Below are 25,809 nucleotides of genomic sequence, written 5' to 3' on the forward strand. Positions count from 1 at the left end.
GTCTGCGATCTACGCCGGCCTTACTTGGCGGCGATGACCTTGGCCATTTCCAGGCACTTGTTCGAGTAGCCCCACTCGTTGTCGTACCAGGTCACCAGCTTGACGAAGGTGCCGTCCAAGGCGATGCCGGCATCGGCGTCGAACACCGAGGTGCAGGTTTCGCCGCGGAAATCGGTGGCCACCACCTTGTCTTCGGTGTAGCCCAGGATGCCCTTCAGCGGGCCTTCGCTCTGTGCCTTCACTTCGGCGCAGATCTCGGCGTAGGTGGCTTCCTTTTCCAGCTCGACGGTCAGGTCGACCACCGACACGTCCGAGGTCGGCACGCGGAAGCTCATGCCGGTCAGCTTCTTGTTCAGTTCCGGAATGACCACGCCGACGGCCTTGGCCGCACCGGTGGACGAGGGAATGATGTTTTCCAGGATGCCACGGCCGCCGCGCCAGTCCTTGTTGGACGGGCCATCGACGGTCTTCTGGGTGGCGGTGGCCGCATGCACGGTGGTCATCAGGCCGCGCTTGATGCCCCACTTGTCGTTGATGACCTTGGCCAGCGGGGCCAGGCAGTTGGTGGTGCACGAAGCGTTGGAGATGATCGCCTGGCCGGCGTAGGTCTTGTCGTTCACGCCGTACACGAACATCGGCGTGTCGTCCTTCGACGGGGCCGACATGATGACCTTCTTGGCGCCGGCATCGATGTGCTTCTGCGCGGTTTCCTTGGTCAGGAACAGGCCGGTGGCTTCCAGCACCACATCAGCGCCGACTTCATCCCACTTCAGGTTGGCCGGGTCGCGTTCCTGGGTCAGGCGGATCTTCTTGCCGTTGACCAGCAGGTCGTTGCCCTGCACCGCCACGTCGGCCTTGAAGCGGCCGTGCACGGAGTCGTACTTGAGCATGTACGCCAGGTAGTCCGGCTCCAGCAGATCGTTGATGGCCACGATTTCGATGTCGTCGCCGAAGTTCAGCACCGCCGAGCGCAGGACGTTACGCCCGATGCGACCGAAACCGTTGATACCAACCTTGATTGCCATTTCTCAAGCTCCTGCGGCCGCGACAGGTGCGGCGGGATGGATAGGGCCCACAAGTCTAGCAAACCGCCGCTGGCCACCGTGGGCCAGCCGGGACCGCCGGCCGGCCCACGGACAGGATTTGATCCGGATCAAAGCGTTAGCGCGGCGTGAGGCCGAGACTGTCGCCATCCACCCAGCAACGAGAACACCCCCATGCGCAAGACCTCCCCCCTGATCGTGGCCAGCCTGGCCGCCGCCCTGTCGCTCGCCGCCGCCCCGGCCATGGCCCAGTCCAAGGGCGACTGGACCGTCTCGGCCGGCGTGCACCAGGTGGCGCCGAAGTCGAACAACGGCTGGCTGGCCGGCGGCACCCTGAAGGTCGACGTCGACAATGACGTCAAGCCGACCATCACCGGCGAGTACTTCATCGCCGACAACCTGGGCATCGAAGTGCTGGCCGCGCTGCCGTTCAAGCACGACATCAACATCAACGGCCTGGGCCGCGTCGGCAGCACCAAGCAGCTGCCGCCGGTGGTCACCCTGCAGTACCACTTCAACAGCAAGGGCAAGGTGTCGCCGTTCGTCGGCGCCGGCCTGAACTACACCACCTTCTTCAGCGAAGACACTACGGGTGCGCTGGCCGGCAGCAAGCTGAAGCTGCAGGATTCGTGGGGCCTGGCCGCACACGCCGGCGTGGACTTCGCGATCGGCGAGAAGGGCGCCCTGCGCGTGGACATGCGCTGGATCGACATCGACAGCAAGGTGAAGTTGAACGGCGAGAAGATCGGCACGGTCAACATCGATCCGCTGGTCTACGGCGCTTCGTACGTCTTCAAGTTCTAAAGCGGTGTATTGGGCGCGGGGGCTTCGCCCCCGCTCCCCCGCTACACGCAAAGCCCTCGCAGCATGTTGCCCCGGTAATTGCCGGGGCTTTTTTGTGCCTGGGACTGAAGCGGTTCCGGAGCTGGGGCAAGGCAGGGAGCGGAGCCGGGACACGCCGTAAACCCATCCCTGGGGGCTCGATGGCGCCATCCATGGCGCCAACGGTCCCGGCTCCGCTCCCCGCCTTGCCCCTTCCCATCACCGCGTGCGTACCAGCTCAAGCAAAGGCAAGAGCAGAACCCGTGCATCCGAGGCGCAGTGATTGCCTGTAATTGCAGGAGGCCGATTTTGATCCTGCATTTGTTTTTTGATGTTGCATTTGACGTTTGCATCCGCCTCCGCGGCCATGTTTGGAGGGGAGCGCAGAGGGAGGGGCGGTGGGACCGTTGGCGCCATGGATGGCGCCATCGAGCCTCCAAGGACGGATTTACGGCGTGTCCCGCCGCCCCTCCCTCTACGCTTCCACTTCGGAACAGGAACGCGCCGCTCTTCAATCCACCTACCCCGCTAGAATGGGCGCATGAAAGCCCTGCACTCCCTGTTCCTCGCCGCCGCCCTGGCGCCAGCCCTGCTGTCCGTCTCCGCCCCTGCCCATGCCTGGGGCGCGCAAGGCCACCGCCTTGTCGCCGAAGTCGCCGACGCCCGCCTCACCCCCGCCGCCCGCGCCGAAGTGGACCGCCTGCTGGCCACCGAACCGGACGCCACCCTGGCCAGCATCGCGCCCTGGGCCGACCAGCTGCGCGCCAAGGACCCGGGCCTGGGCCGTCGCTCGGCCGGCTGGCACTACGTCAACATCGCCGAAGACGACTGCCACTACGAAGCACCGAAGCACTGCAGGAACGGCAACTGCATCGTCGAAGCCCTCAAGGCGCAGAGCGCCATTCTGGGCGACCGCAGCCTGACTGACGGCGAGCGCCTGCAGGCGCTGAAGTTCGTCGTGCACCTGGTCGGCGACATCCACCAGCCGATGCACGCCGGCTACGCCCACGACAAGGGCGGCAATGATTTCCAGCTGCAGTTCGGCAACCGCGGTACCAACCTGCACTCGCTGTGGGACAGCGGCATGCTCAACACCCGCAAGCTGGACGATGCCGGCTACCTGCCGGTGCTGCAGAGCCAGCGCGCACCGAAGCTGGCGCGCCAGTCCAACCCGCAGCGCGACCCGCAGGTCTGGGCCGAGGCCAGCTGCCGCATCTCCATGCAAGCTGGCGTTTATCCGGCCTCGCGTAAAATCGGTGACGAGTACACCGAGCGCTACCGGCCGCTGGCCGAAGCGCAGCTGCGGCTGGCCGGTGAAAACCTGGCGCAGTTGCTGAACCGCGTGCTCGGCACGCGCTGAGGAGAGCTCCAATGCCGGTCCAGGTGCAGTCGTTCTTCCACCGTGACAGCAACACCTTCAGCTACCTGGTCAGCGACCCGGCCAGCGGCGAGGCGGCGCTGATCGATCCGGTCCTGGACTACGACCCGGACACCGACGCCAGCAGCGAATCACCGCTGCGCGCGGCATTACAGGCCATCGAACAACAGGGCCTGCAGCTGCGCTGGCTGCTGGAGACGCATGCCCACGCCGACCATGTGTCGGCCGGGCGCCGGCTCAAGCAGCGCTTTCCGCAGGCCACGCTGGCCATCGGTGAAGGCATCCGCGCGGTGCAGGCGACGTTTGCGCCACGCTATGGCCTGCAGCTTCCGGGCGCCGATGAAATCTTCGACCACCTGTTCAGTGATGGCGAGACCTTCACTTTGGGCGAACTGCGCTGCCAGGTGATCGCCGTGCCCGGCCACACCAGCGACAGCATCGCCTACCTGATCGACGATGCGCTGTTCACTGGCGACTCGCTGTTCATGCCCGACGGCGGCACTGCCCGTTGCGACTTCCCTGGCGGTGATGCCGCACAGCTGTACCGCTCGATCCAGCGCCTGCTGGCCCTGCCGGATGCCACCCGCGTGTTCGTCTGCCACGACTACGGCCCGGGCGGCCGCGACTTCGCCAACGAAACCACCATCGGTGAACAGCGCGCGCACAACATCCACGTGCACGACGGCGTGGCCGAGGCGGAGTTCGTCAGCGTGCGCCAGGCCCGCGATGCGACGTTGGAAGAACCGAAGCTGATGCAGCCTGCGGTAAAGGCCAATATCCAGGGCGGGGCCTGACGTACGCCCGGCAGAGCCCGGCGCCATCGGTTTCCATCACGGACCGCCAGTGTTCATTTTCCCTGCATCCGCACCACGTGCTGGCCCTTCACGATCTCGAACGTGAAGGCGTACTGCAGGGTGACCGCTACCGGCTCGACGCGCTCGGCGCCCCGGCAGTCACCGCGGTCGGCAGGCACCTTGCCCGCCGCGAAGTGGCAGACCGCTGCGGACGAGTACTTCCACATCGCTACGGCTTCCTGGGCAGCCTGCAGCAGGGGCGCATTCTCGCCCGCAGCACCTGCCGCGCACTCCGGACGATCGGTCAATGGCAGGCTTCGCTCCACGGCGCCATTGGCATCAACCACCACCTGCAGGCAGATCGTGGTCGGCGCCAGTTCCGCGCGCGGGTCACGATCGCCAACCTCCGGGTCTGGTGCCGCGTACAGCTGGGGCATCCGGTAGCCTTCGGTCGCACCCAGCGAATACACCTGCAGCTGTCCACCGCCGCTGCCCCCCTGCGGCTGCAGGCGCTGGTGGCCGACATTTTCGCTGCGGGTATCCACCGTGGTCAGGCGGTCCTGGCTCGCACACCCCACCAGAAGCGCTGCCGCCATGATCAGCGCAGCGGACTTCATTGGGTGTCCTCGGTGTTGTCCATGGCGAACGTGATCGGAATCTTCACCGCCGCTGCAACCGGCTTACCGTTCTTCATCGCCGGCCGATAGGTCCAGCTGCGTGCCGCAGCGATCGACACCGCATCGAACACGCCCGGATTGGTGGCACTGAGCACGCGGACATCGCTGGGACGCCCCTGCGCATCCACCTCCACGCGCAGGTTCACCACACCTACCTGGCGCTGCTCGAACGCGGATTTTGGATAGGACGGCGGTGGCATCCTGTCGATCTGGATCGGACGGTCCAGCCCAGCCTTGGCCGCATCTTCTTCAGCGTGCTCGAACGGCTCGACACCGATCCCCGGGCTCCCAACCGCGCCGCCCTGGCTGGCCCATGCCACCGCGCCCATGCCCACACACAACCCGACCACCAGCACCTGCCCGGACACCCACGGCAATGCCTTCCGCTTGGACTGCTTCAACATGGCGATACGCTCCTTCAACACGGGTTGGCTGCGCCAATGGCAGACCGCGGGCGCAACCGGGTGGACCAGCTGCGCCTTCAGCAGCGTGCTGGCGTAGAGGCCGCGCAGCGCCGGCTGCGGGGCCATGGTGCGGGCATCGCAGGCCAGTTCCTGGTCGCGCAGGAAGCGGCCCGCAGCCCACGGCAGAAGCGGGTGGAACCAGAACACCGCGCGCACCAGCAGCAGCGCACCGTTGGCCCAGTGATCGCCATGACGGTGATGGCTGCGCTCGTGCTGCAGGATCAAGCTCTGTTCCTGTGCGGTGAACTGCAGGTCGAAGTCGGGACCAACCACGATGCGTGGGCGCCACAGGCCAACCAGCGCGGGCAAGCCGGGATCGCCGCTGGCCTGCCAGCTGCCATCGGTGCGCGGCGTCAATGGGCCCATGCTCCGTTCGAAACGATGTTGTGCGTGCAGGTCGCGCAACAGGCGGATGCCCGCGCCCAATGCCCACAGCGCGAACAACAGCCCGGCCCATGGCAGCGAGGGCCCGCTCAGGGCATCGAGGGCACCGGGCATCACTTTCAGCGGCAGCGTGGGTACCTGCTGCAACACCGCAACCTGTGGCAATGGCAGCGTCAGGGCCACCAGCAGCAGCGGCAGCAGCCACCAGCTGCGGTAGGCCAGCCCAGCGCCCCCCAACCGCACCAGCAGCGGTCGCAGCACCGCCAGCAGGACCACACCCACGGCCAGCCACAAGCTGGCCCGCCACAGTCCGTCGAGCAGCTCAGTCATGGTCCAGCTCCTGGATCAGCTTCTTCAGTTCGGCGATGTCCTGCGCGCTCAGCTGGCCGCGTTCGCTGAAGTGCGCGACCAGCGGCGCCACGCGCCCTTCGAAGACACGGCCGATGAAGTCCTGGCTCTGCGCCTCCACCCACGCCTGTCGCTGCAGCAGCGGCCGGTACAGGTAACGCCGTCCATCGCGCTCGGCAGTGATCGCGCCCTTGGTCAGCAGGCGGTTGAGCAGGGTCTTGATGGTCGGCTCGGCCCAGTCGCGATGGGCCAGCGCGGCCACTACGTCATCGGCACTACGCGGTGCCTGCTGCCACAGCACCTCCATCACGACGGCTTCGGCTTCGCTGATCGTGGTCATGGTTTACATCCGTAATCGACAGATTGATTACGCGCGTAATCGAACTGCCTGTCAAGCCCCTCGACTCCGGGTTCATCCCGGCTGCGCCAGCATCGGTTCCTCCCGCCCCTGGCCCCGGATGAAAGCACTGCCGAAGAAGGATTTCCCGGTCGAGCAGGCCCGCCGCTTCCTCGAACCCGGCCCGATCGTGCTGGTCAGCACGGCATGGCGCGGCCAGCGCAACCTGATGACGATGGGCTGGCACATGGTCATGGGCTTCTCGCCTTCACTGGTCGCCACCTACCTGTGGGACGCAAACCACAGCCACGCGTTGGCGCGCGGCAGCGGCGAGTGCGTGATCAACGTGCCCGGGGTGGAGCTGCTCGATACCGTGGTGGACATCGGCAACTGCAGCGGCCGCGAGGTCGACAAGTTCGCCCGTTTCGGGCTCGACGCACTGCCCGCGCGTGAGGTCGGCGCGCCACTGGTCGGCCAATGCCATTCGTGCTTCGAATGCCGCCTGTACGACGACAGCCAGGTGGCAGCGAGCAATCTGTTCATCTGGGAAATCGTGCACGCCCATGTTGCGCCCCGGCCGAAACTGCCGCGCACGGTGCATTACCGCGGCGATGGGCAGTTCATGGTGGCCGGCGCGGAAGTCTCGCGTCGACGGCGGTTCAAGCCCGACATGCTGTAATGCCCGCACTTCCCCGACGCAGGACCGCCGCGCATGACCGAACACCTCACCGACCTGGACGCCGCCGTCGACTGGTTGTTTGCGCGCGTGGACGGGCCGCTGCGGATCGGGGCACCGCTGGCACTGGGCAAGCCGCATCGGCTGCTCAACGCCCTCTACTCGCGCGTCGAGCACGATCCGTCGCGGCCGCTGCAGCTGTATACCGCGCTGTCGCTGAATCCGCCGAAGGCGCGGGGCAACGGCCTGGAAGCCCGCTTCCTGGCACCGTTCGCGCAGCGCCATTTCGGCGACGACTTCCCGCGCCTGGCCTATGCCGATGCGATCGCACGCGACGCGTTGCCGGCACATGTGCAGGTGGAAGAGTTCTACATGCAGTCCGGCGCCCTGCTCGGATCGCGCCAGGCGCAGTCCAGCTATACCAGCCTGAACTACACCCACGCCGCCGATGCGGTGGCGCAGCGCGCCCCACAGGTGATCGTGCAGAAAGTGGCGATGCGCCCGAACGACCGCCGGCTTTCCCTGTCGTGCAACAACGACATCACCCAGGACACGCTGGACGCGATGACCGCGCGTGGCCTGCCGCGTCCGCTGCTGATCGCCGAGATCGATCCCCAGTTGCCCTACCTGGGCGGCTCGGCCACGGTCGATGTCTCGTTCTTCGATCTGGTGATCACCCCACCGCCGCCGTACCCGGCGCTGTTCGGGCTGCCGCGGCAGCCGGTCGGCGATGCCGACTACGCCATCGGCCTGTACGCAAGCACGCTGGTGCGCGATGGCGGCACGCTGCAGATCGGCATCGGTACGCTGGCCGACGCGCTCAGCCATGCGCTGGTGCTGCGCCACACCGACAACGCGCGCTACCGCCGCGTGCTGCACGCGCTGGATCCGCAGCTGGCCAGCCACCCGCTGGTGCAGGAGATCGGCGGCGTGGACCCGTTCGAAGTGGGCCTGTACGGCTGCAGCGAGATGCTCAACGAGGGCTTCCGCAGGCTGGTGCAGACCGGGGTGATCAAGCGCAAGGTACACGATGACCTGGCGCTGATGCAGCGCATCGAGAACGGCAGCACGCTGTCGATCGACCACGCCACCCTGGCGGCCGAAGGTGAGTACCTGCACGGCGCGTTCTACCTGGGCTCGCCGGAATTCTACGAGTGGCTGCGCACGCTGCCGGAGGACGAGTGCCGTGCGATCGGCATGCGCCGCATCAGCGAGATCAACCAGCTGTACGGCGGCAACGAAACGCTGGAACGCCTGCAGCGCCGCCATGCGCGCTTCTTCAACTCCTGCATGATGGCCACCGCGCTGGGCGCGGCGGTGTCCGACGCGCTGGACGATGGACGCGTGGTATCCGGTGTGGGCGGCCAGTACAACTTCGTGGCGATGGCACATGCCCTGCCGGAAGCCCGCAGCGTGCTGATGTTCCGCGCCGCGCGCGATGACAAGGGCCGACGCGAATCCAACGTGCGCTGGAACTACGGGCACACCACCATTCCGCGCCACCTGCGCGACATCTACCTCAACGAATACGGCATTGCCGACCTGCGCGGACTGACCGACGAGGACTGCGTGCATGCGATGACCGCAATCACCGAGGCCCCGTTCCAGGGCGGCCTGCTGCAGCAGGCGCACGCCTCGCGCAAACTGCTGGCGGTCGCGCAACCGGATCCGCAGCGGCAGCAGCGCAATACGCCGCAGGCGCTGACAGCGGCGCTGGCCCCGTTCCGCGCCGATGGCAGCCTGCCGGACTATCCGCTGGGCAGTGACTTCAACGAGATCGAGCAGGTGCTGGTGAAAGCGCTGGCGTGGCTGAAGGCCAATACGCAGACCCGCGGCGACAAGCTGCGTACCGTCTGGGCAGCACTACGGCAACCGGCCGGCGACGGCGATGCGGTGTACCTGCAGCGCATGGGCCTGCAGGCACCGAAGGATTTCGTCGAACGCCTGGACGCGCGCCTGCTGCGGCTGGCACTGGCGCGCACCGCCTGAGAAAAGGGGACGGAGGGGATTAAGTCGTTTGTGCACAAACGACTTAATCCCCTCCGTCCCCTTTTCTCATCCATGCATGGCGCGGATCTACTGACCAATCCTTACTGCTTCCTCAAGATACAGGCGGGCAATCGGTGGATGCGCTCGATGCTCGACCTGCCACAGATCATATGCCGCCTGCATCGCCAGCCACATGCGGGCATTGCCCAGACCTGCAAGTTCAAGACGGTACGCGAGTTCCGCGGAGATACCGGCGTGCCCGTTGATGATGGTCGACAGCTGTCCGCGCGAATAGCCAAGATGCTGCGCCAACGCACTGATCGACATGCTGATCGCCGGCAGGATGTCTTCGCGCAGCGATTCTCCGGGATGCGGCGGATCATGCAACGGCATCGAGCAGCCTCTTAGTGGTAGTCAAGGTAATCGACCAGTTCAACGTCAAGCCCACGAAAGCGGAACACCAATCGCCAACTCGCCGAGACACTTACAGCCCAGTAGCCGCTATAGCTTCCGCGCAGGGGGTGCAGGCGATTTCCGGGAAGCCCCATGTCCCCAGGCAGCCGGGCCTGATCCAGCTGCAGAAGCAAACGCCGCAACCGAGCCACATGATCGGCACGGACTCCGGAAATGTCGCCCCGCTCATAGAGCGCCTTCAGGCCCTTGTGCCTGAAGCTGACGATCATGCAGCGCAAGTGTAAGGCATGACCTTACACCCCGCAAATCCACCGTGGTTTTCTGCGCCGCGCTTCTTATCCATGCCTACTTCTGAGGGTTCCTCGGCAGGTCCTTTTTTCGCAGAGAACGCAGGTCAGATGAAGAGGCCAACGCGACGCCGGGACCGCCGGGTGGAACATGCCGGACAAAGAAATAGGGACGGAGGGGATTAAGTCGTTTGTGCACAAACGACTTAATCCCCTCCGTCCCCTTTTTCCGTCCCCTTTTTCCTGCGGCAAAGAAAAGGCCGGCGTGCGCCGGCCTTTCCTCATTACGTCGCGATGCTGCTTACAGCGCCTTGGCGGCTTCCACCACGTGCGCGGTGGTGATGCCGAAGTGCTTGTACAGCTGGTCGGCCGGGGCGGAGGCACCGAAGGTGTCGATACCGATCACGGCACCGTCCAGGCCGACGAACTGGCGCCAGAAGCCGGTGACACCGGCTTCCACAGCCACGCGCTTGCGCACCGCGTTCGGCAGCACCGATTCACGGTAGGCCGCGTCCTGGCGCAGGAACACGTCGGTGGACGGCATCGAGACCACGCGGGTCTTGAGACCAGCCGCATCCAGCTGGGCCTTGGCTTCGGTGGCCAGCGAGACTTCCGAACCGGTGGCGATCAGGATCACATCCGGGGTACCGGCGGCATCGGCCAGCACGTAACCGCCGCGCTCGATCTGCGCGATCTGCTCGGCGCTGCGCGGCTGGTGCGGCAGGTTCTGGCGGCTGAACACCAGGCAGCTCGGGCCGTCCTGGCGGGTGATCGCGGCCTTCCAGCTCACCGCCGACTCGACCGCATCGCACGGACGCCACACGTCGTTGTTCGGGATGTAGCGAAGCGAGGCCAGGTGCTCCACCGGCTGGTGGGTCGGGCCGTCTTCGCCCAGGCCGATCGAGTCGTGGGTGTAGACGTGGATGGCGTGCGCCGGGATCAGCGCGCTCATGCGCACGCCATTGCGGGCGTAATCGCTGAACACCAGGAAGGTGGCGTCGAACGGAATGAAGCCACCGTGCAGGGCCAGGCCGTTGGCAATGGCGGTCATGCCGAACTCGCGCACGCCGTAGTACACGTAGTTGGCGTTGGCGTCGTCGCTGGCAACCGATTTGCTGCCCTTCCAGAGGGTCAGGTTGGAGTGCGCCAGGTCGGCCGAGCCGCCGACGATTTCCGGCAGCAGCGGGGCATAGGCTTCGATGGCCAGCTGCGAGGCCTTGCGCGAGGCGATCGTCGGGCCTTCCGCGGCCACCTGGGCGATGTACGCATCGGCCTTGGCAACGAAGTCGGCCGGCAGTTCGCCATGCGAGCGGCGGGTCAGTTCGGCTGCTTCAGCCGGGTACTGGCTGGCGTACTTGTCGAACAGCTGTTCCCACTCGGCCTGGCGCAGGGTGCCGGCGCCATTGGCGCGCCAACCGTCGTAGATCGCCTGCGGGATCTCGAACGGGCCGTATTCCCAGCCCAGCTGCTTGCGGGTGGCTTCCAGCTCGTCCTTGCCCAGCGGTGCACCGTGGCTGGATTCCTTGCCCGCCTTGTTCGGCGAACCAAAACCAATGGTAGTGCGGCAGCAGATCAGGGTCGGCTTGTCGCTCTGCGACAGCGCGGCCTCGATGCCGGCCTTGATGCTGTCCGGGTCATGGCCATCGACGTCGCGGACCACGTTCCAGCCATAGGCCTCGAAACGCTCCGGGGTGTTGTCGGTGAACCAGCCCTCGACATTGCCGTCGATGGAGATGTGGTTGTTGTCCCAGAAGCAGACCAGCTTGTGCAGGCCCCAGGTACCGGCCAGTGAGGCCGCTTCATGCGACACGCCTTCCATCAGGCAGCCATCGCCCATGAACACCCAGGTGCGGTGGTCGACCACTTCCAGCTCCGGGCGGTTGAAGCGCTGTGCCAGCAGCTTCTCGGCCAGGGCGAAGCCCACGGCGTTGGCGAAACCCTGGCCCAGCGGGCCGGTGGTGGTCTCCACGCCCGGGGTCTCGTGGCGTTCCGGGTGACCGGCGGTGTGGCTGCCCAGCTGGCGGAACAGCTTCAGCTGCTCGATCGGCAGGTCGTAGCCGCTCAGGTGCAGCAGCGCGTACTGCAGCATCGAACCGTGGCCGTTGGACAGCACGAAACGGTCGCGGTTGAACCAGTGCGGGTTGCTCGGGTTATGGCGGAGGTAGTCGTTCCAGAGGACTTCGGCGATGTCGGCCATGCCCATGGGCATGCCGGGGTGGCCGGACTTTGCGGTTTCAACCGCATCGGCGGCAAGGAAGCGGATGGCGTTGGCCAACTGGCGACGGGTAGGCTGCGTCATGGTTCTGTCGGAATCGGGAGGCGGCCGCGGACGTGCGGGCGGCCTATTGTCCCATAGTCGCCGGGCGGGGGGTCAGTTCACCTTGCCCGGTCATGCCGGCCGCTGGCCCGCAAGGACGTGATCTCCGCCGGATTCCGCATGTGAAAAGGGGCCGGAGCCCTTTCCCCTGAGGAAAGGAATCCGACCCCGATCAGGTCGCCAGGAGGGGCGTTGGACTCAGTCCTGCTGCGGACCCAGCGCCGGGCCATCGTGCGACTCGCCCTTGGCCACCAGCGTGGTCAGGGCCAGGTCGCCGGTCACGTTCAGCGCGGTACGGCACATGTCCAGGAAGTGATTCACGCCCAGGATCAGGCCGATGCCCAGCGGGTTCACACCGACCATCGCGCAGATCATCGCCACCACCGGCAGCGATCCCGACGGCACGCCGGCGGTACCGATGCCACCGAGGATGCAGACCGCCATCACCATGATCTGCTGGCCGATGCTCAGGTCCACGCCGAAGAACTGGGCCAGGAAGATCACCGTCACACCCTCGAACAGCGCGGTGCCGTTCTGGTTGGCGGTGGCACCCACGGTCAGCACGAAGCGCGACACGCGCTGCGGCAGGCCCATCTGGTCGGCCACGCGCAGCGCGGTCGGCAGGGTGGCATTGCTGGAGGCGGTGGAGAACGCCATCACCGTTGCTTCCTGGGTATCGCGGAAGAACGACAGCGGCGAGCGGCCGGACAGCCACACCGCGGTACCGTAGGTCACGATCATGTGCAGGCCCAGCGCCAGCACCACCACGCCCACATAGGCACCCAGGCGGATGATCAGCTCGAAGCCGAACAGCGCGGCCAGGTTGAACATGAAGCAGGCCACCGCATAAGGGGCCAGGCGGATGACCAGGTTGATCAGGGTCATCGAGATTTCGAACACGCCTTCGATGGCGCGGCGCAGCGGGGCAACCTTTTCATTGTCGGTCAGCACCATGCCGATGCCGAACATCAGCGCGAAGAACATCAGCGACAGGATCGCGCCGTTGTCCGACGCGGCCTGCAGCACGTTGCTCGGCACGATCGACAGCAGCATGTCCATGCCCTTCGGCGTGCCGTGGATGCCAGCGACGATTTCCTTGCTGCGCTCGGCGTTCTCCGAGAGCATCAGTGCCGCAGTCTGCGGATCGACGCCCGCGCCCGGCTTGAGCAGGTTGACCAGCACCAGGCCGATGCCCACCGCGATGCCGGACAGCAGCACGGTGTAGGCCAGGGTCTTCCAGCCGATGCGGCCGAGGGCGCGGATGTCGCCCATCTCCGACACGCCCATGATCAGCGCCGAGAAGATCAGCGGCACGATCAGCATGAAGATCAGGTTGAGGAACAGGCCCGACGCCGGGGTGGTGACGTAGTCCATTACCCACTTGGCACCAGCCTGCAGACCATCGACGCTGCCACCCAGGGCGTGCACGATCAGTCCCAGGACCAGGCCGATCGCAAAGCCGATGCCCATCTTCCAATGCAGGGGCAACTTCTTCTTGTCGGCAGCAGCTGCTGTCATACGCGGGTTTCCTCGAAAAATGAATGCACTCTAACAAAGCGCGCAAGCGGCGCCGGTTCAGGTTCGCCGCGGCGGATACAGCGGCGCCAGGTCAGTGTCGGCGGTGCCCGCAGGCGCCGACCAGTGCGGTCCGTCACGGAAGACCTCGCGCAGGCGCGTGCGCAGCCGCGCCAGATCCCCCTGCCCGCCCCACCGCGCCTGCTGCAGGTCCTGCAGCACTTGACGCTGGGCTGCATCCCCAAGCCGCGCGATGACCTGCTCGATGCGTTCCACACCAGCCATCGCACACAGCTGTGCTTCCACCTGGTCGAAGCCCTCGCCATCCAGCGCGCGGCGCAGTTCTGCCAGGCCGGCACGCCCGCCCGCCGCAGTCGGCACAGAGGCCTTGCCCGCTACTGGCGCCACTGCGCGCGGGCGCCGACCTCGCTGCCAGCCCCACAGGAGAGTCAGCAGCCACAGCAACGCCAGGCCGATGGCCGCTGCCATCCACGGCCACGGACGCTCGGACAGGCCGCTGGCACGCGGATCGGTCGCGGCGATGCGGCTGTCCTGGCCATCGGCGCCCGGCAGCGCGGCATCGGTGTCGATCGGCGGCAATGGCGCCGGTGAGGCAGTGCCGGTGCCGGTGCCGGCCGCGACGGCCAGCGTCAGGTCCGACAGCTTCGCCTCCTGCGCCTTGCCGTTACGCACATCCCACCAGGGCAGGCGCGGCCCCGGCACCACCAGCGAACCCGGCTGGCGCGGCACGATCGAATAGCGGCGGGTGATCTTCAGGCGCGGCGTGCTGCCGTTGAAGGTCTCTTCGTACTGTGCCGGTTCGGCGAACACCTGCGCATTGGTGCCGACATCCGGCACCGGCAGGTCGGTGAACTGCGCGCGCGTCGCGCCTTCGGCAACCGCTTCGACCACCACGTTGGCGGCCTCACCGGTGCGGGCACTGGTCGGCGCACTGGTGTAGCGCAGCTGCAGGCTCTGCAGGGGCAACCACGGCTGCGGCGCCTGTGCCGGCTGGGCCTGCACCTGCAGCGTGCGGTCTGCGCCGGTGGCATTCATGCGGCCGTCGCCACCGCCGAAGAAATCATCGAAGAAGCCACCCGCACTGCGCCCGCTGAAACGGGCACCGGCCAGGCGCAACGCGCCGCTGCGCTCGGGGATCAGCAGGAAACGTCGTTCGACCACGTTGTAGCGGCGCCCGTTGACCTGGCGCACATCGGTGCGGTCGTCGCCCACACGCTGCAACGACGCGCCCGCCGGGGTATCCAGCACCAGCTCGCCGGAGGCCAGCTGCGAGGCGAAGTACAGCCGCACCACCACGCCCACGCTCTGCTGCACATACGGCGTATCGTCATCGACAACGGTTTCGATGAAGGCCATCGCATTGCTGTCGGGCCCCGCCACGGCGGCCGCATCGACCTGCAGCGTCAGCGGTGCGGTGCGCACACTGCCCACCTGCAGGCCCGGTACCACCAGCGCACCACTACGTCGTGGTGTCAGCGCCACGCCATACAGGTTGCGCTGCTGCATGCTGCCATTGCTCCATTCCACCTGGCGGCTGCTGGTCTGCCCGCTCAGGTCGAAGTCGGTGCGCAATGGCGTGAAGTCAGGGGCGCCCTGGTCGCTCTCGACATTGAGCGTGACCGTGTCGCCCATCGCGATGCGGTCGCGGTCCAGCCACGCGCGCGGCTGCGCCCAGGCCAGCAGCGGCAGCCACAACAGCAGCGCCGCCAGTACCTGTCGAGGCCAGTGCCCGTGCATGTTGATCGACCGCGTCATCGCCCTTCCCTCTTCCTGCGTTCGTTTTCCAGCTGGAACTTGGCCCGCAGCAATGCGCCCGGATCATCCGGCACACGCCGCATCCATGCCTCCACCGCCTGTTGCTCCTCGCGCTGGCGCGGCGTGCGGCCCTCACCACCCGGCACTGGCTTGCCCCCCTTGCCGGCCTCACCCTCGCGTGCCTGCTGCATCGCCTGCTGCATGCGCTGGCGCTGCTGTTCATCGGCCTGCGCCTGCGCCTTGGCATCTTCCACCTGCGGTGGTGCCTGCTGGCCATCGCGGCCACGTTCGCCAGGCTGAGGCTCCGACTGCGCGTTGTTGTCACCCGCCTTGGGCTGGCCCTGCTGGCCCGACGGCGGCTGGCCCTGGCCGGGTTGCTGCTGGCCCTGCTTCGGCTGTCCCTGTGGGTTCTGTTGGCCCTGCGGGCCCTGCGGTTGTTTCTGCTGCCCGTTCTGCGGTGGCTTCTGTTGATCCTGGCCTTGGCCGCCCCCGGATGGCCTGCGCTTGCGTGCGGCATCGACCACGGCGCGGTTGGCCACTGCATCGGCCATGCCCGGATGCAGCGCCAGTGCGCGGTCGTAGGCGGCGATCGCTTCGTCGTAGTTGCCTTCGCGTGCAAGCGTGTTGGCCAGGTTGTACCAACCGGCATCGCTGTCGATGCCTTCGAACTGTCTGCGTGCAGTGGCGAAGTCGCCCTTGCGGTAGGCCTGAACCCCCTCGGCCAGGCGTTGATGCTGCAGCTGGTCGCTGCGCTTCCACAGCGTGCCCTGCGCCGGCTGCGAGACAGGCGTCGCAGGGGCCTGCGCCTGCGCGTCATTCATCCATGGCAGCAGACCCACCGCGAGCACCGCGGCCAGCACCGCGCGACGGCGGAAGGCCAGCAATGCCAGCAGCATCACCGGCGGCAGCAACCAGAAGCCTTCGTCACGCCACTGCTTGCCTTCGCCCGGCCGCTGCGCCGCCGTGCCGTCGCGCGCGTCGAGTACACCGAGCGCACGCAGATCGCCGTCATCGGCAGAGATGCGCGCATAGCGGCCGCCACCGGCAGTGGCGACTGCACGCAGGCTGCCCTCATCCAGCGCGGCCTGGCGGATCTGCCCATTGCCATCGCGGTACGCCGCACCGGCAGGCGTGCCCAGGCCCAGCACCGACACCTGCAGGCCCAGGCTGCGTGCCTGCGCCGCCGCCAGTGCAGCTTCGCTGTCCGCCTGATCGCTGACCAGCAGGATCTGCCCCTGCAACGCGCCGATCTGCCGCATCAAGCGTGTCGCCCAGTCGATGCCGCGGTCGGCACGCTGGCCATCACGCGGCATCACGTCCGGCGACAGCGCATCCAGATACAACGCAACATTGCTGCCGTCGTCGGTCAGCGGCGCCACGGTGTAGGCATCATCGGCATACACCACCAGCCCCACCTGCCCGCCCTGGCGCGCGCGCAGCAGCTCGCCCACTTTCGCCCGCGCCTGCAGCAGGCGCGACGGCGGAAGATCGGTTGCCGTGATCCGGCTGGACAGGTCCAGCACCACCAGCAGCGGTGCGCTGGCCTGGAACATCGGTTGTGCCTGCTGGCGCCAGCTCGGCCCGGCCATGGCCAGCGATGCCAGTGTCCAGCCCAGCAGCAGCGCCCATGGCAGGCGCACTCGCCGCTTCACGCCCGCGGCCAGCAGATGTGGCAACAGGTGTGCGTCCACCGCCTGCCGCCACGCATCACTGCGTCGCTGCCGGTACACCGCGAGCGCGAGGATCAGGGGCAACGCCAGCAGCGCCCACAACCACTCCGGTCGTAGGAAGTGCAATGCGCTCCAATCGGGGAGATTCGAAGCAAACGCGATCATCGGCGACGCTCCGGCCACAGCCAGGCCAGCACGCCCAGCAGCAACGCCAGCCCCAACGGCCAGGCATAGCGTTCTTCGCGCGGACGCAAGCTCGGCCCCTTCGCGGCGACCGGCTCCAGGCGATCGAGCTCGGCGTAGATCCCGGCCAGCTGCGCGGTGTCACGCGCGCGGAAGAACTGGCCACCGGTCATGCTGGCGATCTTCTTCAGGGTGGCCTCATCGACCGGATCCTGGTCGGTGGAAATCGGGATACCAAACAGGCGCATGCTGCCATCGCCGCCGAATGCAACCGTGTGGATGCGCACGCCTTCGGCGCGCGCGACTTCCGCGGCGCGCAGCGGCTCCAGCACACCGGCGTTGCTGACACCATCGGTCAACAGGATCAGCACGCGCTGTCCCTCCGGCTGGCTGCGCAGACGCTTCACCGCCAGGCCGATGGCATCACCGATGGCGGTCTCGCGCCCGGCCAGGCCGACCACGCTGTCGCGCAGCTGATCGCGCACGCTGGCCAGGTCTGCGGTAAGCGGCGTAAGCGTGTAGGCGCGATCACCGAAAATCAGCAGGCCGACGCGGTCGCCGGCACGACGATCCAGGAAGTCGGCCAGCACGGCCTTGGCCGCGGTGAGGCGATCAACCGCCTGGGCTCCCAGCACCATGTCACCCTCGCCCATGCTGCCGGACACGTCCATCGCCAGCATCATCTGCCGGCCCTGCTGCGGCGGCGTGATGGCTTCGCCCAGCTGCTGCGGCCGTGCCAGCGCGATGCACAGCGCGCACCAGCCCAGCCATAGCAGCAGCGTGCGCAGCCACGACACGTCGACGTGGCCCCCACCGGACAGCGCTTCGAGCTCGGCGGCGGCGTAGGGCACACGCAGCGCGGCGCCCGGTTCTGCACGGCGCTTCCACCAGCGCATCAGCAACGGCAACGGCAGCGCGAGCAATGCCAGTGGCCATGCCAGCTGCAGGTCCGGCCATGGCCAATAGGTCGTCCAGAGGTTCATCGGCGGCGCTCCAGCAGCATCGCCAGATAGCGCTCGCGGGCCCAACTGCGCACGGCCGCCACGTCGCTGCTGTCGACGCGTGAGCGATACGCGCCTTCGGCCAGCAGGCTGCGACGCGCATCGGGCAACGTGCCCTGCGGGTCTACACGCTGCCACCAGGCATCATCGCGCAGCGATTCACTGCCCGGCTTTGCACGGCGTGCGGCACGGCGCAGCAATCCGGCAATGGCCGCCAGTTCGGCCGCAGCGTCGGTGGTGGCTGCCAGTTCGCTATCGAACAGCTGCAACCAACGCTGGCGGCGACGGCGACGCCGCCACATCAGCACGGCGATCACCAACAGCACCAGCACAACCGCCGCGCCGACCATCAGGTAACCGGGGGCAGGCGGCCACCATGAAGGTGCCGGTGGCAACTGCACATCGCGCAGCGGCAGCGCGGCGCTCACGCCGGCACCTCGGTCGGTGATGGCGCCAGCCACGCGTCGCTGGGCGCATCGGTGGACAGCACCTGCACATCGACACGGCGTGCGCCGAGCTGGCGCCGCAGTTCCTGCAGCGGTTCGACGAAGTGTGCCTGCCAATGCGCCTGCACTTCACTGCGGCGCAGGTCGAGGCCGATGCGCTGCTGTGCGGTCTGGAACTGCAGCGCCGCCGAGGGGGGATGCAGTTCCAGCGGATCAACCAGCAGCACCAGGCTGAGATCGTGATGCTGGGCCAGCGCGCTCCAGCGCGCGGGCGGAATGCGGATGGCCTGCTGCGGATCGGCCAGCACCAGCATGCGTGCCCCCGGGCGCAGCACGCGACCGGCATGATCCAGTGCACGCGCCAGGCCCAGATCGTCGGCCGGCGGCTGTGCATACCAGCGGGTCAGCGCGTCGAGCACGCGCAGCACGCCGCGTGGCCCACCCGCAGGGGCAATCGGCGCTTCGCGATCGCTGCCGCGCAGCGCACCCACGCGGTCGCCGCGGCGCTGCGCCGACCACGCGGCAACCGCACCGGCACGGGCGGCCTGTACCGATTTGAAGCGCACGCGCGTGCCGAAGTACAGCGCCGGCGACGTATCGGCCACGATCAGGCTGACCCGCTCGCGCTCGGCCTGGAACAATTTGGTATGGGCGCGGCCGGTGCGCGCAGTCACGCGCCAATCGATGTGGCGCGCGTCGTCGCCAGCCACATATTCGCGCGACTCGGCGTATTCCATCCCGCGGCCGCGCAGCTGGGACGGTGCCTGGCCCGCGTTGCCGGTGCGGCCACGGCGCGGCGGCGGCGGACGCTGTGCCAGCCGCCGTAGCGCGACCAGTTCGGCCAGCTGCGGGCGCAGCCCGTCACCTTCGAGCGCGGACGGTGCCTGTTCCAGGGATGGATCGGTCATGCGCAGGCTCAGGGTGCCGGCACCCGGGCCAGCAGCTCCTGCACCAGGCGCTCGCCGTCCCAGCCCTCGGCGGTGGCTTCATAGCTGGGCAGCACGCGATGGCGCAGCACGTCGGCGGCGACTGCACGCACGTCGTCGGGCGTGACGAAGTCACGGCCGGCCAGCCACGCCCGCGCACGGGCACAGCGCTCCAGTGCGATGGAACCGCGCGGGCTTGCCCCCCAGGCGATGCGGCGGCCGAGGCCGGCGTCGTAGCGCGCGGGATCGCGCGAGGCCAGCACCAGTTCGATCAGGTAGCGCTCCAGTGCCGGTGCCATGTGCAGGTCCAGCACTTCGCGGCGGGCGTCGAACACGTCCTGCATCGGCATCTTGTCCGGCGCCGGCGCAGCCTCGCCCAATGCACCACGGGCACGCTCACGGGCCAGCCGCAGGATTTCCGATTCGGCGGCCTGGTCCGGGTAACCGATGCGCACATGCATCAGGAAACGGTCCAGCTGCGCTTCCGGCAGCGGGAAGGTGCCCTCCTGCTCGATCGGGTTCTGCGTGGCCATCACCAGGAACAGCGGCGGCAGCGCATAGGTATGGCGGCCAACCGTGACCTGGCGCTCGCCCATGGCCTCCAGCAGCGCCGACTGCACTTTGGCCGGTGCCCGGTTGATCTCGTCGGCCAGCAGGATCGGGTGGAAGATCGGGCCGGGCACGAATTCGAAGCGGCCCTCCTGCGGGCGCCAGATCTCGGTGCCGGTGAGGTCGGCCGGCAGCAGGTCGGGGGTGAACTGCACGCGGGCAAAGTCTGCTTCCAGGCGCGAGGCCAGTGCACGGATCGCCGTGGTCTTGGCCAGGCCCGGCGCGCCCTCCACCAGCAGATGGCCGTCGGCCAACAATGCAATCAGCAGGCGTTCGACCAGTGCCGCCTGGCCGACGATCTCGGCCGACAGCGCGTCGCGCAGCTGGGTGAACGCCGCATGCAGGCGGGAGGTGGCCGGCGCGGGCGGCGGCGAGACGGTTTCGGGCATCGGCGGTGGCAGGTTCATGGGGGCCTTTGACCGGCGCAGGACGGCACGGGTTCCCGACATCATCGCAGGGTGCCCTGCGATTGGCATCAAGAACCGCTGAACAGCCGTCCACGACGGGCATGGATCTGCTTCGTGCATGTCGCCAGCCCAAACGAAAAAGGGCCGCACGCGGCGGCCCTTCTTCGAAGACTCCGGTGCGACGGCTCAGTTCTGCTTGGCCACGCGCAGCACCTTCGGGGTGACGAACACCAGCAGTTCGGCCTTGTCCTTGTTGCGACCGCGCTTCTTGAACAGGTTGCCCAGGAACGGCACGTCGCCCAGGAACGGCACCTTGCTGATGCTGTTGCGATCGGTGAACTCGTAGACGCCACCGATCACCACGGTCTGCCCATCCTCGACCAGCACCGCGGTGTTGACTTCGCGTCGGTTGATCGACGGCACGGTGCCGTAGCCCTCCAGCTGGATCAGCTGGTCGACTTCGTCCTTCTTCACCTGCATGTTGAGGAACACGCGGTTGTCGTTGGTGATGGTCGGGGTGACCTTCAGCTCCAGCACCACTTCCTTGAACTGCACGTTCGGCGTCGCCACGCCGCCAGCGGTACCACCGCTGATGGTGACGTAGCCGATTTCCTTGCCCTGCTTGATCATCGCTTCGCGCTGGTTGGTGGTGACCACGCGCGGATTGGAGATCACCTCGCCTCGCGATTCCTGCTGCATGGCAGACAGCTCCACGTCCAGCAGGTAACCGGCATTGAGGATCGACAGCGCCAGCGAACCCGGGTTGCTGGCGGCGGCCACCGGCAGGTTCCAGTTCAGGCCGCGGGTGATCGCCGAGCCGGACTTCACCGGCGGCGGGCCGACCCGGCCACCGGCTTCCCAGTCACGCTCGGCCTTGGCATTGGCCAGGTCGGTTGCGACCTGCGACTTGCGGGTCTCGGCATTGGCATCCAGGCTGCCACTGAAGTACACGTTGTCACGGCTGCCGCTGACACCGAACTTCGCACCCAGTTCGCGGGCGAAGGTATCGGTGGCGATGACGATGCGGCTTTCGATCAGCACCTGGTCGACCGGGCGGTCGATCACGTTGATCAGCTCGCGCATGCGCGCGATCTTCTTCGGGATGTCGCTGATCATCAGCGTGTTGGTGCGCTCGTCGGCCACGATGCGGCCGCGCGAGGACAGGAAGCCACTGTCTTCCTGCGAAGAACTGCCCGAACCACCACCACTGCCACCACCGCCGCTGCCACCGATGCCCTTGGCCTCGGTCAGCGCCTTGAAGATCTGCGTGGCGCTGTGGTAGTTGATCTGGATGTAGTCGGTCTGCAGGTCTTCGCGGTTCTCGATGGCGATGCGCGCGTCTTCCTTCTCCTGCTCGAACTTGGCCAGTTCGGCCTGCGGCGCCACCCAGATCACGCTGCCGTCACGACGCTTGTCCAGGCCCTTGGCGCGCAGGACGATGTCCAGCGCCTGGTCCCACGGCACATTGACCAGGCGCAGGGTCACGTTGCCCTGCACCGAGTCGGACGCCACCACGTTCAGGTTGGACTCCTCGGCGATCAACTGCAGCACGGTGCGCACCGGCACGTCCTGGAAGTTGAAGGTCACCGGCTTGCCGGTGAAGCCGCGCTGGCCGACGGCCTTGGCCGCCTGGGTGACGCTGCCGGCGGTGACCGCACCCACGGCGGCCTGGGCCTGGCGCGGGCTGATCTCGACCACGTATTCGTTGCCGCTCTGGTAGGCCAGCGACTCCACCGCGCCACCGGTGCTCAGCACCAGCTGGGTACCGGCGCCCGACGGCTTGGCGTCGATGCGCTGTACCGGCGTGGCGAAGTCGGTGACGTTCATCGGCTTCTGCAGGTTGGCCGGCAGCCGGGCATTGCCGACGTCGACCACGACGCTGTTGCCCTGCGTGCGCAGGTCAGGGATCGCGCCCTGCCCGTCGAACTGCACGATCAGGCGCCCGGCGCCGTCATCGCCACGCTTGAAATCGATCTTGGCCACCGACAGGCCCGCCGGCGCGGCGGCCGGTGCCACGGTGGCGCCCACCGGCTTTTCCCCCGGTGCGGCAGCCAGCGCCGGAGCGCAGGCCAGCATCAGCGCGACTCCCAGCGCGCTGACACGGTTCAAGGTAGAGCGCCGGATGGGACGCAGCCCCTTGGCTTGGTGAAAGGTCATCGTGCTATCCCCAGTAAACGATCATTGATCTTCAAGCGAGAGCGTTGCCGGCCGTTCCAGCCAGCCACCCGCGCCATCCGGCACCAGTTCGATCAGCTCCACGCGGTCTTCGAAGACCGCCGTGACCCGCCCGTCGCTCTGCCCCAGGTAACCGCCCGGGCGAACCCGGTAGGTGACCTTGTCCGGCCCCATCACCAGCGCCACGGTACCTGCGCCGGTACCGATGGTGCCGACCATGTCCAGCGCATCCAGCGGGAAGCCTTCCAACGGCTCCTTGCGCCGGTTCGGGTCCGGTCGCAATCCGCCGTTCCCCTGCTGCGGATTGGTCCAGGCATCGGTGAACGGATCGCGCATGCCCTGCGCGGAGTATTCAAAGGTCTCGAACTGCTGCATCACCGGCAGCGGCTCCAGCGGTTGCGCCGGTCGCGCGCGCTCGCCTTCCACCCACTTCTCAAGGTTCGGTGCGTCGCCGGGCGTGCTGGTCACGCCACGGCCGCAACCAGCCAGCAGCAGCACAGCCAGCATCATCGCACCACGTACGGTCTGCGCGCGCATCACTTCTTGCCCTCCTTGCCAGCGTCGGCCGCCTGCTGCGCCTGCACCTCGGTCTCGTCCAGGTAGCGGTAGGTCTTGACCGTACCGGACAGTTCCAGTGCACCGCTGCGGACGTTGCCGCCGGTCTTTTCCTTGGGCTTGAGGTTGATGTCATGCATGGTCAGGATCACCACCCGCGGCAGCGAGGCCACGCCACTGACGAACGCGCCGAACTGGTGGTAACTGCCCACCATGCGCAGCTTGATCGGCTTCTCGGCGTAGAACTCCTTGATCTGCTCCTGCTCCGGCTCGAACAGCTCGTTGGTCAGGCCGCTGGACAGCGCGGTCTGCGAGATGTCGATGATCAGGTCGGGCATTTCGGTCTTGCTCGGCAGCTGCCGCAGCATCTGCTGCAGCACCTGCTCCATCTGCGCCAGCTGCTGCTTCAGCGGCCCCAGGTTCACCGCGCGTTCCTGCTGCTTGGTGAACTCGGTGCGCAGCTCGACTTCCTTCGATTCCAGGCCGGCCAGTTCTTCGCGCTTGCCGCTGATCAGCAGCATCCACGCCACGAACATGATGACCAGCGCCAGCAACGAGCAGAAGACGATCTTGGCCTTCTGCGGCCAGTTGCCGATGTCGTTGAAATCCAGGTTCTTGATGTCGATCTTCTGGCTCATGCGCGGTCCCCCTGCAGCAGCGCATTGAAGGCCTGCGGCGGCTGCGCCAGGCGGCTGCCCTCAGGCTTCGGGGCAGGTGCCGGGGCCGGCGCGGCGGCCGGAGCGGCCGGTTGGTTCGGCTTGGCCGGCGTGGCCGGTGCAGTGGCCGGTGCGGCGGGAGCTGCTGCCGGCTGGCCCGCTGCCGGGGCCGCAGGCGTCGCGGCATCCGGACCTGCGGCCAACGGTGCCACCGGTGCCGGGGCAGCCGTCGCCACCGAGCCATCGGCGTTCAGGCCCGGCGTCGCCGACACCTCTTCGCTCTGTGCCGGCAGTTTCACCTTGACCACGAACACGTAGGGCAGCGCCTTGATGTCGGCCAGCGGGCCGGCCTTGCCGTCCTTGTCCTTCTCCGGGTCACGCGCTTCGATGATCGACAGCTCCGGGTTGGTCATCCAGCCGGAGGTCTCCAGGTTGCGCATGTAGGCCGAAACGCGGGCGTTGGACTGGGTGCGGCCTTCCAGCGTCAGTACATCCCCTTCCTGCTTCAGCGCGGTCAGCACCACGCCGTCGGGAATGGTGCGCACCAGCGCGTCGAACAGGTGGACCATCTGCGAGCGCTTGGCCTGCAGCTCCTCGATCACCTTCTTGCGCGCCAGCAGGCGTTCCTTCTGCGCGTCGAGGCGGTCGATCTCCTTGTTCTGTTCCTTGACCTTCTCGATCTCGGCTTCCAGATAAGCATTGCGGTCCATCTGGCCGCTCACCTGACGGTCGTAGTAGAACCAGATCATCAGCGACAGCAGCAGGCCACCGACGGCGGCCATGCCCAGCATTGCGTAGAACTCGCGCTGGCGTTGCTTGCGCCGCTCGGCGCGCCAGGGCAATAGATTGATGCGTGCCATCAGTCAAAGCTCCTCAGCGCCAGACCGGTCGCGATCATCAGCGCGGGGGCATCCTGGGCCAACGCATGCGCGTTCACCTTCGGCCCCAGGGTCATCTGCGCCAGCGGGTTGGCGACCACGGTCGGCACGCCCAGCTGTTCCTCGACCATCTCCGGCAGGCCACCGAGCACGGCGCAGCCGCCGGCCAGCACGATGTGATCGACGCGGTTGAATTCGCTGCCTGCGTAGAAGAACTGCAGCAGGCGGCTGATCTGCTGGACCGTGGCTTCCTTGAACGGCTCCAGCACTTCCATCTCGTAGCTTTCCGGCAGGCCGCCCTGGCGCTTGGCCAGCCCGGCTTCCTCGTAGCTCAGCCCGTAGCGGCGCATGATCTCGTCGGTCAGCTGCTTGCCACCGAACACCTGCTCGCGGCTGTAGAGGCTGCGGCCGCCGCGCAGGACATTGAGGGTGGTCATGGTGGCGCCGATATCGACCAGCGCGACCACGCCGTCGATGGATACCGGCAGCTCGCTGGCGACCAGGGCGTAGGCGTTCTCGACCGCGAAGGCCTCCACGTCCATCACCTTGGCCTGCAGGCCACCGAGTTCCAGCGCGGACTGGCGCAGCTCGACATTCTCCGAACGCGACGCGGCCAGCAGCACCTGGACCATCTCCGGGTTGTTCGGGATCGACCCGATCACCTCGAAGTCCAGGTTCACTTCCTCGATCGGATAGGGAATGTAGTTGACCGCTTCCAGCTCGATCTGGGCTTCCATGTCGTTTTCGTCGAGATCGGCCGGCATCGGGATCACCTTGGTGATCACTGCCGACCCCGCGACGGCGGCAGCGGCCAATTTGGCCTTGCTGCCTGAACGGTTCATCGCCCGACGGATGGCCTCACCCACGGCCTCCACTTCAACGATGTTTTTCTCCACCACCGCATTGGGCGGCAGAGGTTCCACAGCGTAATGTTCCACGCGGAAACGATTGCCGCTGCGGGACAGCTGCAAAAGCTTTACCGCAGTCGAACTGATGTCGACGCCTACGAGCGGCGACTGACTTTTTGGGATGAGCCCCACGGTTTCTCCCCTGCCGACGGGCACTTGGACGCAAGACCTGCG

The 25,809-nt window shown here is 67.2% G+C and carries 24 protein-coding genes; 5 read left to right on the plus strand and 19 right to left on the minus strand.

Annotated elements, in window-relative coordinates; all coding sequences use genetic code 11:
- Positions 1 to 20: 20 nt before the first annotated feature.
- Positions 21 to 1,025, minus strand: coding sequence for a type I glyceraldehyde-3-phosphate dehydrogenase (gene gap, locus AC5P6H_RS00700; RefSeq protein ID WP_005414333.1), 1,005 nt, complete (start codon positions 1,023 to 1,025; stop codon positions 21 to 23).
- Between the two features lie 192 nt (positions 1,026 to 1,217).
- Here gap and AC5P6H_RS00705 point away from each other — a divergent pair, with 192 nt between their 5' ends.
- The 3 genes from AC5P6H_RS00705 to AC5P6H_RS00715 all read left to right on the plus strand — a co-directional run bounded on the left by AC5P6H_RS00705 (position 1,218) and on the right by AC5P6H_RS00715 (position 4,037).
- On the plus strand, positions 1,218 to 1,847 hold the full coding sequence (locus AC5P6H_RS00705) for an OmpW/AlkL family protein (RefSeq protein WP_014648239.1): 630 nt from the start codon (positions 1,218 to 1,220) through the stop codon (positions 1,845 to 1,847).
- 559 nt (positions 1,848 to 2,406) lie between these two features.
- Positions 2,407 to 3,225, plus strand: a complete 819-nt coding sequence (locus AC5P6H_RS00710; RefSeq protein WP_049440438.1) for a S1/P1 nuclease — start codon at positions 2,407 to 2,409, stop codon at positions 3,223 to 3,225.
- 11 nt (positions 3,226 to 3,236) lie between these two features.
- Positions 3,237 to 4,037: an MBL fold metallo-hydrolase gene (locus tag AC5P6H_RS00715; protein WP_014648241.1), complete on the plus strand. Its 801-nt coding sequence runs from the start codon at positions 3,237 to 3,239 to the stop codon at positions 4,035 to 4,037.
- A gap of 53 nt (positions 4,038 to 4,090) precedes the next feature.
- On the opposite strand, the gene AC5P6H_RS00720 is transcribed toward AC5P6H_RS00715, so the two are convergent.
- The 3 genes from AC5P6H_RS00720 to AC5P6H_RS00730 are packed head-to-tail and all read right to left on the minus strand — an operon-like array spanning position 4,091 to position 6,250.
- Positions 4,091 to 4,654 (minus strand): hypothetical protein, encoded by a 564-nt coding sequence (locus AC5P6H_RS00720; protein WP_346601871.1) that lies wholly within the window; start codon positions 4,652 to 4,654, stop codon positions 4,091 to 4,093.
- Complete coding sequence (locus tag AC5P6H_RS00725; protein ID WP_069118238.1) at positions 4,651 to 5,892, minus strand: M56 family metallopeptidase; 1,242 nt, start codon at positions 5,890 to 5,892, stop codon at positions 4,651 to 4,653. Before AC5P6H_RS00725 ends, AC5P6H_RS00720 begins: the two co-directional genes overlap by 4 nt.
- Entirely contained in the window at positions 5,885 to 6,250 is a 366-nt protein-coding gene (locus tag AC5P6H_RS00730) for a BlaI/MecI/CopY family transcriptional regulator (protein WP_495202226.1), read from the minus strand. Before AC5P6H_RS00730 ends, AC5P6H_RS00725 begins: the two co-directional genes overlap by 8 nt.
- A 118-nt stretch (positions 6,251 to 6,368) precedes the next feature.
- On the opposite strand from AC5P6H_RS00730, the gene AC5P6H_RS00735 reads away from it, so the two are divergent.
- Positions 6,369 to 6,926 (plus strand): flavin reductase family protein, encoded by a 558-nt coding sequence (locus tag AC5P6H_RS00735; RefSeq protein WP_014648245.1) that lies wholly within the window; start codon positions 6,369 to 6,371, stop codon positions 6,924 to 6,926.
- Between the two features lie 33 nt (positions 6,927 to 6,959).
- Positions 6,960 to 8,912, plus strand: coding sequence for an acetyl-CoA hydrolase/transferase C-terminal domain-containing protein (locus AC5P6H_RS00740; protein WP_495202227.1), 1,953 nt, complete (start codon positions 6,960 to 6,962; stop codon positions 8,910 to 8,912).
- An 87-nt stretch (positions 8,913 to 8,999) separates the two neighbouring features.
- Here AC5P6H_RS00740 and AC5P6H_RS00745 read toward each other — a convergent pair whose 3' ends face one another.
- From AC5P6H_RS00745 to AC5P6H_RS00815, 15 genes are all read right to left on the minus strand, one after another.
- Complete coding sequence (locus AC5P6H_RS00745; protein ID WP_014648247.1) at positions 9,000 to 9,305, minus strand: HigA family addiction module antitoxin; 306 nt, start codon at positions 9,303 to 9,305, stop codon at positions 9,000 to 9,002.
- Between the two features lie 11 nt (positions 9,306 to 9,316).
- A complete protein-coding gene (locus tag AC5P6H_RS00750; RefSeq protein WP_032962148.1) occupies positions 9,317 to 9,595 on the minus strand; it encodes a type II toxin-antitoxin system RelE/ParE family toxin in 279 nt (92 codons plus the stop codon).
- Positions 9,596 to 9,914: 319 nt separating this feature from the next.
- Complete coding sequence (gene tkt, locus AC5P6H_RS00755) at positions 9,915 to 11,912, minus strand: transketolase (protein ID WP_014648248.1); 1,998 nt, start codon at positions 11,910 to 11,912, stop codon at positions 9,915 to 9,917.
- Positions 11,913 to 12,128: 216 nt separating this feature from the next.
- Complete coding sequence (locus AC5P6H_RS00760) at positions 12,129 to 13,448, minus strand: dicarboxylate/amino acid:cation symporter (RefSeq protein WP_014648249.1); 1,320 nt, start codon at positions 13,446 to 13,448, stop codon at positions 12,129 to 12,131.
- A gap of 57 nt (positions 13,449 to 13,505) precedes the next feature.
- A complete protein-coding gene (locus AC5P6H_RS00765; RefSeq protein ID WP_495202228.1) occupies positions 13,506 to 15,221 on the minus strand; it encodes a BatD family protein in 1,716 nt (571 codons plus the stop codon).
- The gene (locus AC5P6H_RS00770; RefSeq protein ID WP_495202229.1) at positions 15,218 to 17,056 is read right to left on the minus strand and encodes a VWA domain-containing protein; all 1,839 of its coding nucleotides are present in this window, start codon (positions 17,054 to 17,056) and stop codon (positions 15,218 to 15,220) included. Before AC5P6H_RS00770 ends, AC5P6H_RS00765 begins: the two co-directional genes overlap by 4 nt.
- Positions 17,053 to 18,057: a vWA domain-containing protein gene (locus AC5P6H_RS00775; protein ID WP_197621441.1), complete on the minus strand. Its 1,005-nt coding sequence runs from the start codon at positions 18,055 to 18,057 to the stop codon at positions 17,053 to 17,055. The genes AC5P6H_RS00770 and AC5P6H_RS00775 overlap by 4 nt, the downstream gene beginning before the upstream one ends.
- Positions 18,054 to 18,503 carry a DUF4381 family protein gene (locus AC5P6H_RS00780; protein WP_495202230.1) on the minus strand — a complete coding sequence of 150 codons (450 nt, stop codon included), beginning with the start codon at positions 18,501 to 18,503 and terminating at the stop codon, positions 18,054 to 18,056. The genes AC5P6H_RS00775 and AC5P6H_RS00780 overlap by 4 nt, the downstream gene beginning before the upstream one ends.
- Complete coding sequence (locus AC5P6H_RS00785; RefSeq protein ID WP_032962159.1) at positions 18,500 to 19,429, minus strand: DUF58 domain-containing protein; 930 nt, start codon at positions 19,427 to 19,429, stop codon at positions 18,500 to 18,502. Before AC5P6H_RS00785 ends, AC5P6H_RS00780 begins: the two co-directional genes overlap by 4 nt.
- Before the next feature lie 8 nt (positions 19,430 to 19,437).
- Positions 19,438 to 20,463: an AAA family ATPase gene (locus AC5P6H_RS00790; protein WP_014648255.1), complete on the minus strand. Its 1,026-nt coding sequence runs from the start codon at positions 20,461 to 20,463 to the stop codon at positions 19,438 to 19,440.
- A gap of 186 nt (positions 20,464 to 20,649) precedes the next feature.
- Complete coding sequence (locus AC5P6H_RS00795; protein WP_495202231.1) at positions 20,650 to 22,620, minus strand: type IV pilus secretin PilQ; 1,971 nt, start codon at positions 22,618 to 22,620, stop codon at positions 20,650 to 20,652.
- A gap of 21 nt (positions 22,621 to 22,641) precedes the next feature.
- On the minus strand, positions 22,642 to 23,175 hold the full coding sequence (locus AC5P6H_RS00800; protein ID WP_495202232.1) for a pilus assembly protein PilP: 534 nt from the start codon (positions 23,173 to 23,175) through the stop codon (positions 22,642 to 22,644).
- A complete protein-coding gene (locus AC5P6H_RS00805) occupies positions 23,175 to 23,831 on the minus strand; it encodes a type IV pilus inner membrane component PilO (protein WP_005418916.1) in 657 nt (218 codons plus the stop codon). Before AC5P6H_RS00805 ends, AC5P6H_RS00800 begins: the two co-directional genes overlap by 1 nt.
- Entirely contained in the window at positions 23,828 to 24,709 is an 882-nt protein-coding gene (locus AC5P6H_RS00810) for a PilN domain-containing protein (RefSeq protein WP_014648259.1), read from the minus strand. Before AC5P6H_RS00810 ends, AC5P6H_RS00805 begins: the two co-directional genes overlap by 4 nt.
- Positions 24,709 to 25,767, minus strand: coding sequence for a pilus assembly protein PilM (locus tag AC5P6H_RS00815; protein ID WP_014038321.1), 1,059 nt, complete (start codon positions 25,765 to 25,767; stop codon positions 24,709 to 24,711). Before AC5P6H_RS00815 ends, AC5P6H_RS00810 begins: the two co-directional genes overlap by 1 nt.
- Positions 25,768 to 25,809: the final 42 nt, after the last annotated feature.

It is taken from the genome of Stenotrophomonas sp. YJH_SMC_110 (genome assembly GCF_059369255.1).

What these genes read in the sequence shown, in the direction of transcription:
- AC5P6H_RS00710 (WP_049440438.1), top strand. Translation starts at nt 2,407, where the DNA reads ATGAAAGCCCTGCACTCCCTGTTCCTCGCCGCCGCCCTGGCGCCAGCC.
- AC5P6H_RS00730 (WP_495202226.1), bottom strand. Translation starts at nt 6,250, where the DNA reads ATGACCACGATCAGCGAAGCCGAAGCCGTCGTGATGGAGGTGCTGTGG.
- AC5P6H_RS00785 (WP_032962159.1), bottom strand. Translation starts at nt 19,429, where the DNA reads ATGACCGATCCATCCCTGGAACAGGCACCGTCCGCGCTCGAAGGTGAC.
- AC5P6H_RS00725 (WP_069118238.1), bottom strand. Translation starts at nt 5,892, where the DNA reads ATGACTGAGCTGCTCGACGGACTGTGGCGGGCCAGCTTGTGGCTGGCC.
- AC5P6H_RS00720 (WP_346601871.1), bottom strand. Translation starts at nt 4,654, where the DNA reads ATGAAGTCCGCTGCGCTGATCATGGCGGCAGCGCTTCTGGTGGGGTGT.
- AC5P6H_RS00800 (WP_495202232.1), bottom strand. Translation starts at nt 23,175, where the DNA reads ATGCGCGCGCAGACCGTACGTGGTGCGATGATGCTGGCTGTGCTGCTG.
- AC5P6H_RS00795 (WP_495202231.1), bottom strand. Translation starts at nt 22,620, where the DNA reads ATGACCTTTCACCAAGCCAAGGGGCTGCGTCCCATCCGGCGCTCTACC.
- AC5P6H_RS00735 (WP_014648245.1), top strand. Translation starts at nt 6,369, where the DNA reads ATGAAAGCACTGCCGAAGAAGGATTTCCCGGTCGAGCAGGCCCGCCGC.
- AC5P6H_RS00715 (WP_014648241.1), top strand. Translation starts at nt 3,237, where the DNA reads ATGCCGGTCCAGGTGCAGTCGTTCTTCCACCGTGACAGCAACACCTTC.
- AC5P6H_RS00750 (WP_032962148.1), bottom strand. Translation starts at nt 9,595, where the DNA reads ATGATCGTCAGCTTCAGGCACAAGGGCCTGAAGGCGCTCTATGAGCGG.
- AC5P6H_RS00805 (WP_005418916.1), bottom strand. Translation starts at nt 23,831, where the DNA reads ATGAGCCAGAAGATCGACATCAAGAACCTGGATTTCAACGACATCGGC.
- AC5P6H_RS00760 (WP_014648249.1), bottom strand. Translation starts at nt 13,448, where the DNA reads ATGACAGCAGCTGCTGCCGACAAGAAGAAGTTGCCCCTGCATTGGAAG.
- AC5P6H_RS00745 (WP_014648247.1), bottom strand. Translation starts at nt 9,305, where the DNA reads ATGCCGTTGCATGATCCGCCGCATCCCGGAGAATCGCTGCGCGAAGAC.
- AC5P6H_RS00740 (WP_495202227.1), top strand. Translation starts at nt 6,960, where the DNA reads ATGACCGAACACCTCACCGACCTGGACGCCGCCGTCGACTGGTTGTTT.
- AC5P6H_RS00810 (WP_014648259.1), bottom strand. Translation starts at nt 24,709, where the DNA reads ATGGCACGCATCAATCTATTGCCCTGGCGCGCCGAGCGGCGCAAGCAA.
- AC5P6H_RS00770 (WP_495202229.1), bottom strand. Translation starts at nt 17,056, where the DNA reads ATGATCGCGTTTGCTTCGAATCTCCCCGATTGGAGCGCATTGCACTTC.
- AC5P6H_RS00765 (WP_495202228.1), bottom strand. Translation starts at nt 15,221, where the DNA reads ATGACGCGGTCGATCAACATGCACGGGCACTGGCCTCGACAGGTACTG.
- AC5P6H_RS00775 (WP_197621441.1), bottom strand. Translation starts at nt 18,057, where the DNA reads ATGAACCTCTGGACGACCTATTGGCCATGGCCGGACCTGCAGCTGGCA.
- gap (WP_005414333.1), bottom strand. Translation starts at nt 1,025, where the DNA reads ATGGCAATCAAGGTTGGTATCAACGGTTTCGGTCGCATCGGGCGTAAC.
- AC5P6H_RS00790 (WP_014648255.1), bottom strand. Translation starts at nt 20,463, where the DNA reads ATGAACCTGCCACCGCCGATGCCCGAAACCGTCTCGCCGCCGCCCGCG.
- AC5P6H_RS00705 (WP_014648239.1), top strand. Translation starts at nt 1,218, where the DNA reads ATGCGCAAGACCTCCCCCCTGATCGTGGCCAGCCTGGCCGCCGCCCTG.
- tkt (WP_014648248.1), bottom strand. Translation starts at nt 11,912, where the DNA reads ATGACGCAGCCTACCCGTCGCCAGTTGGCCAACGCCATCCGCTTCCTT.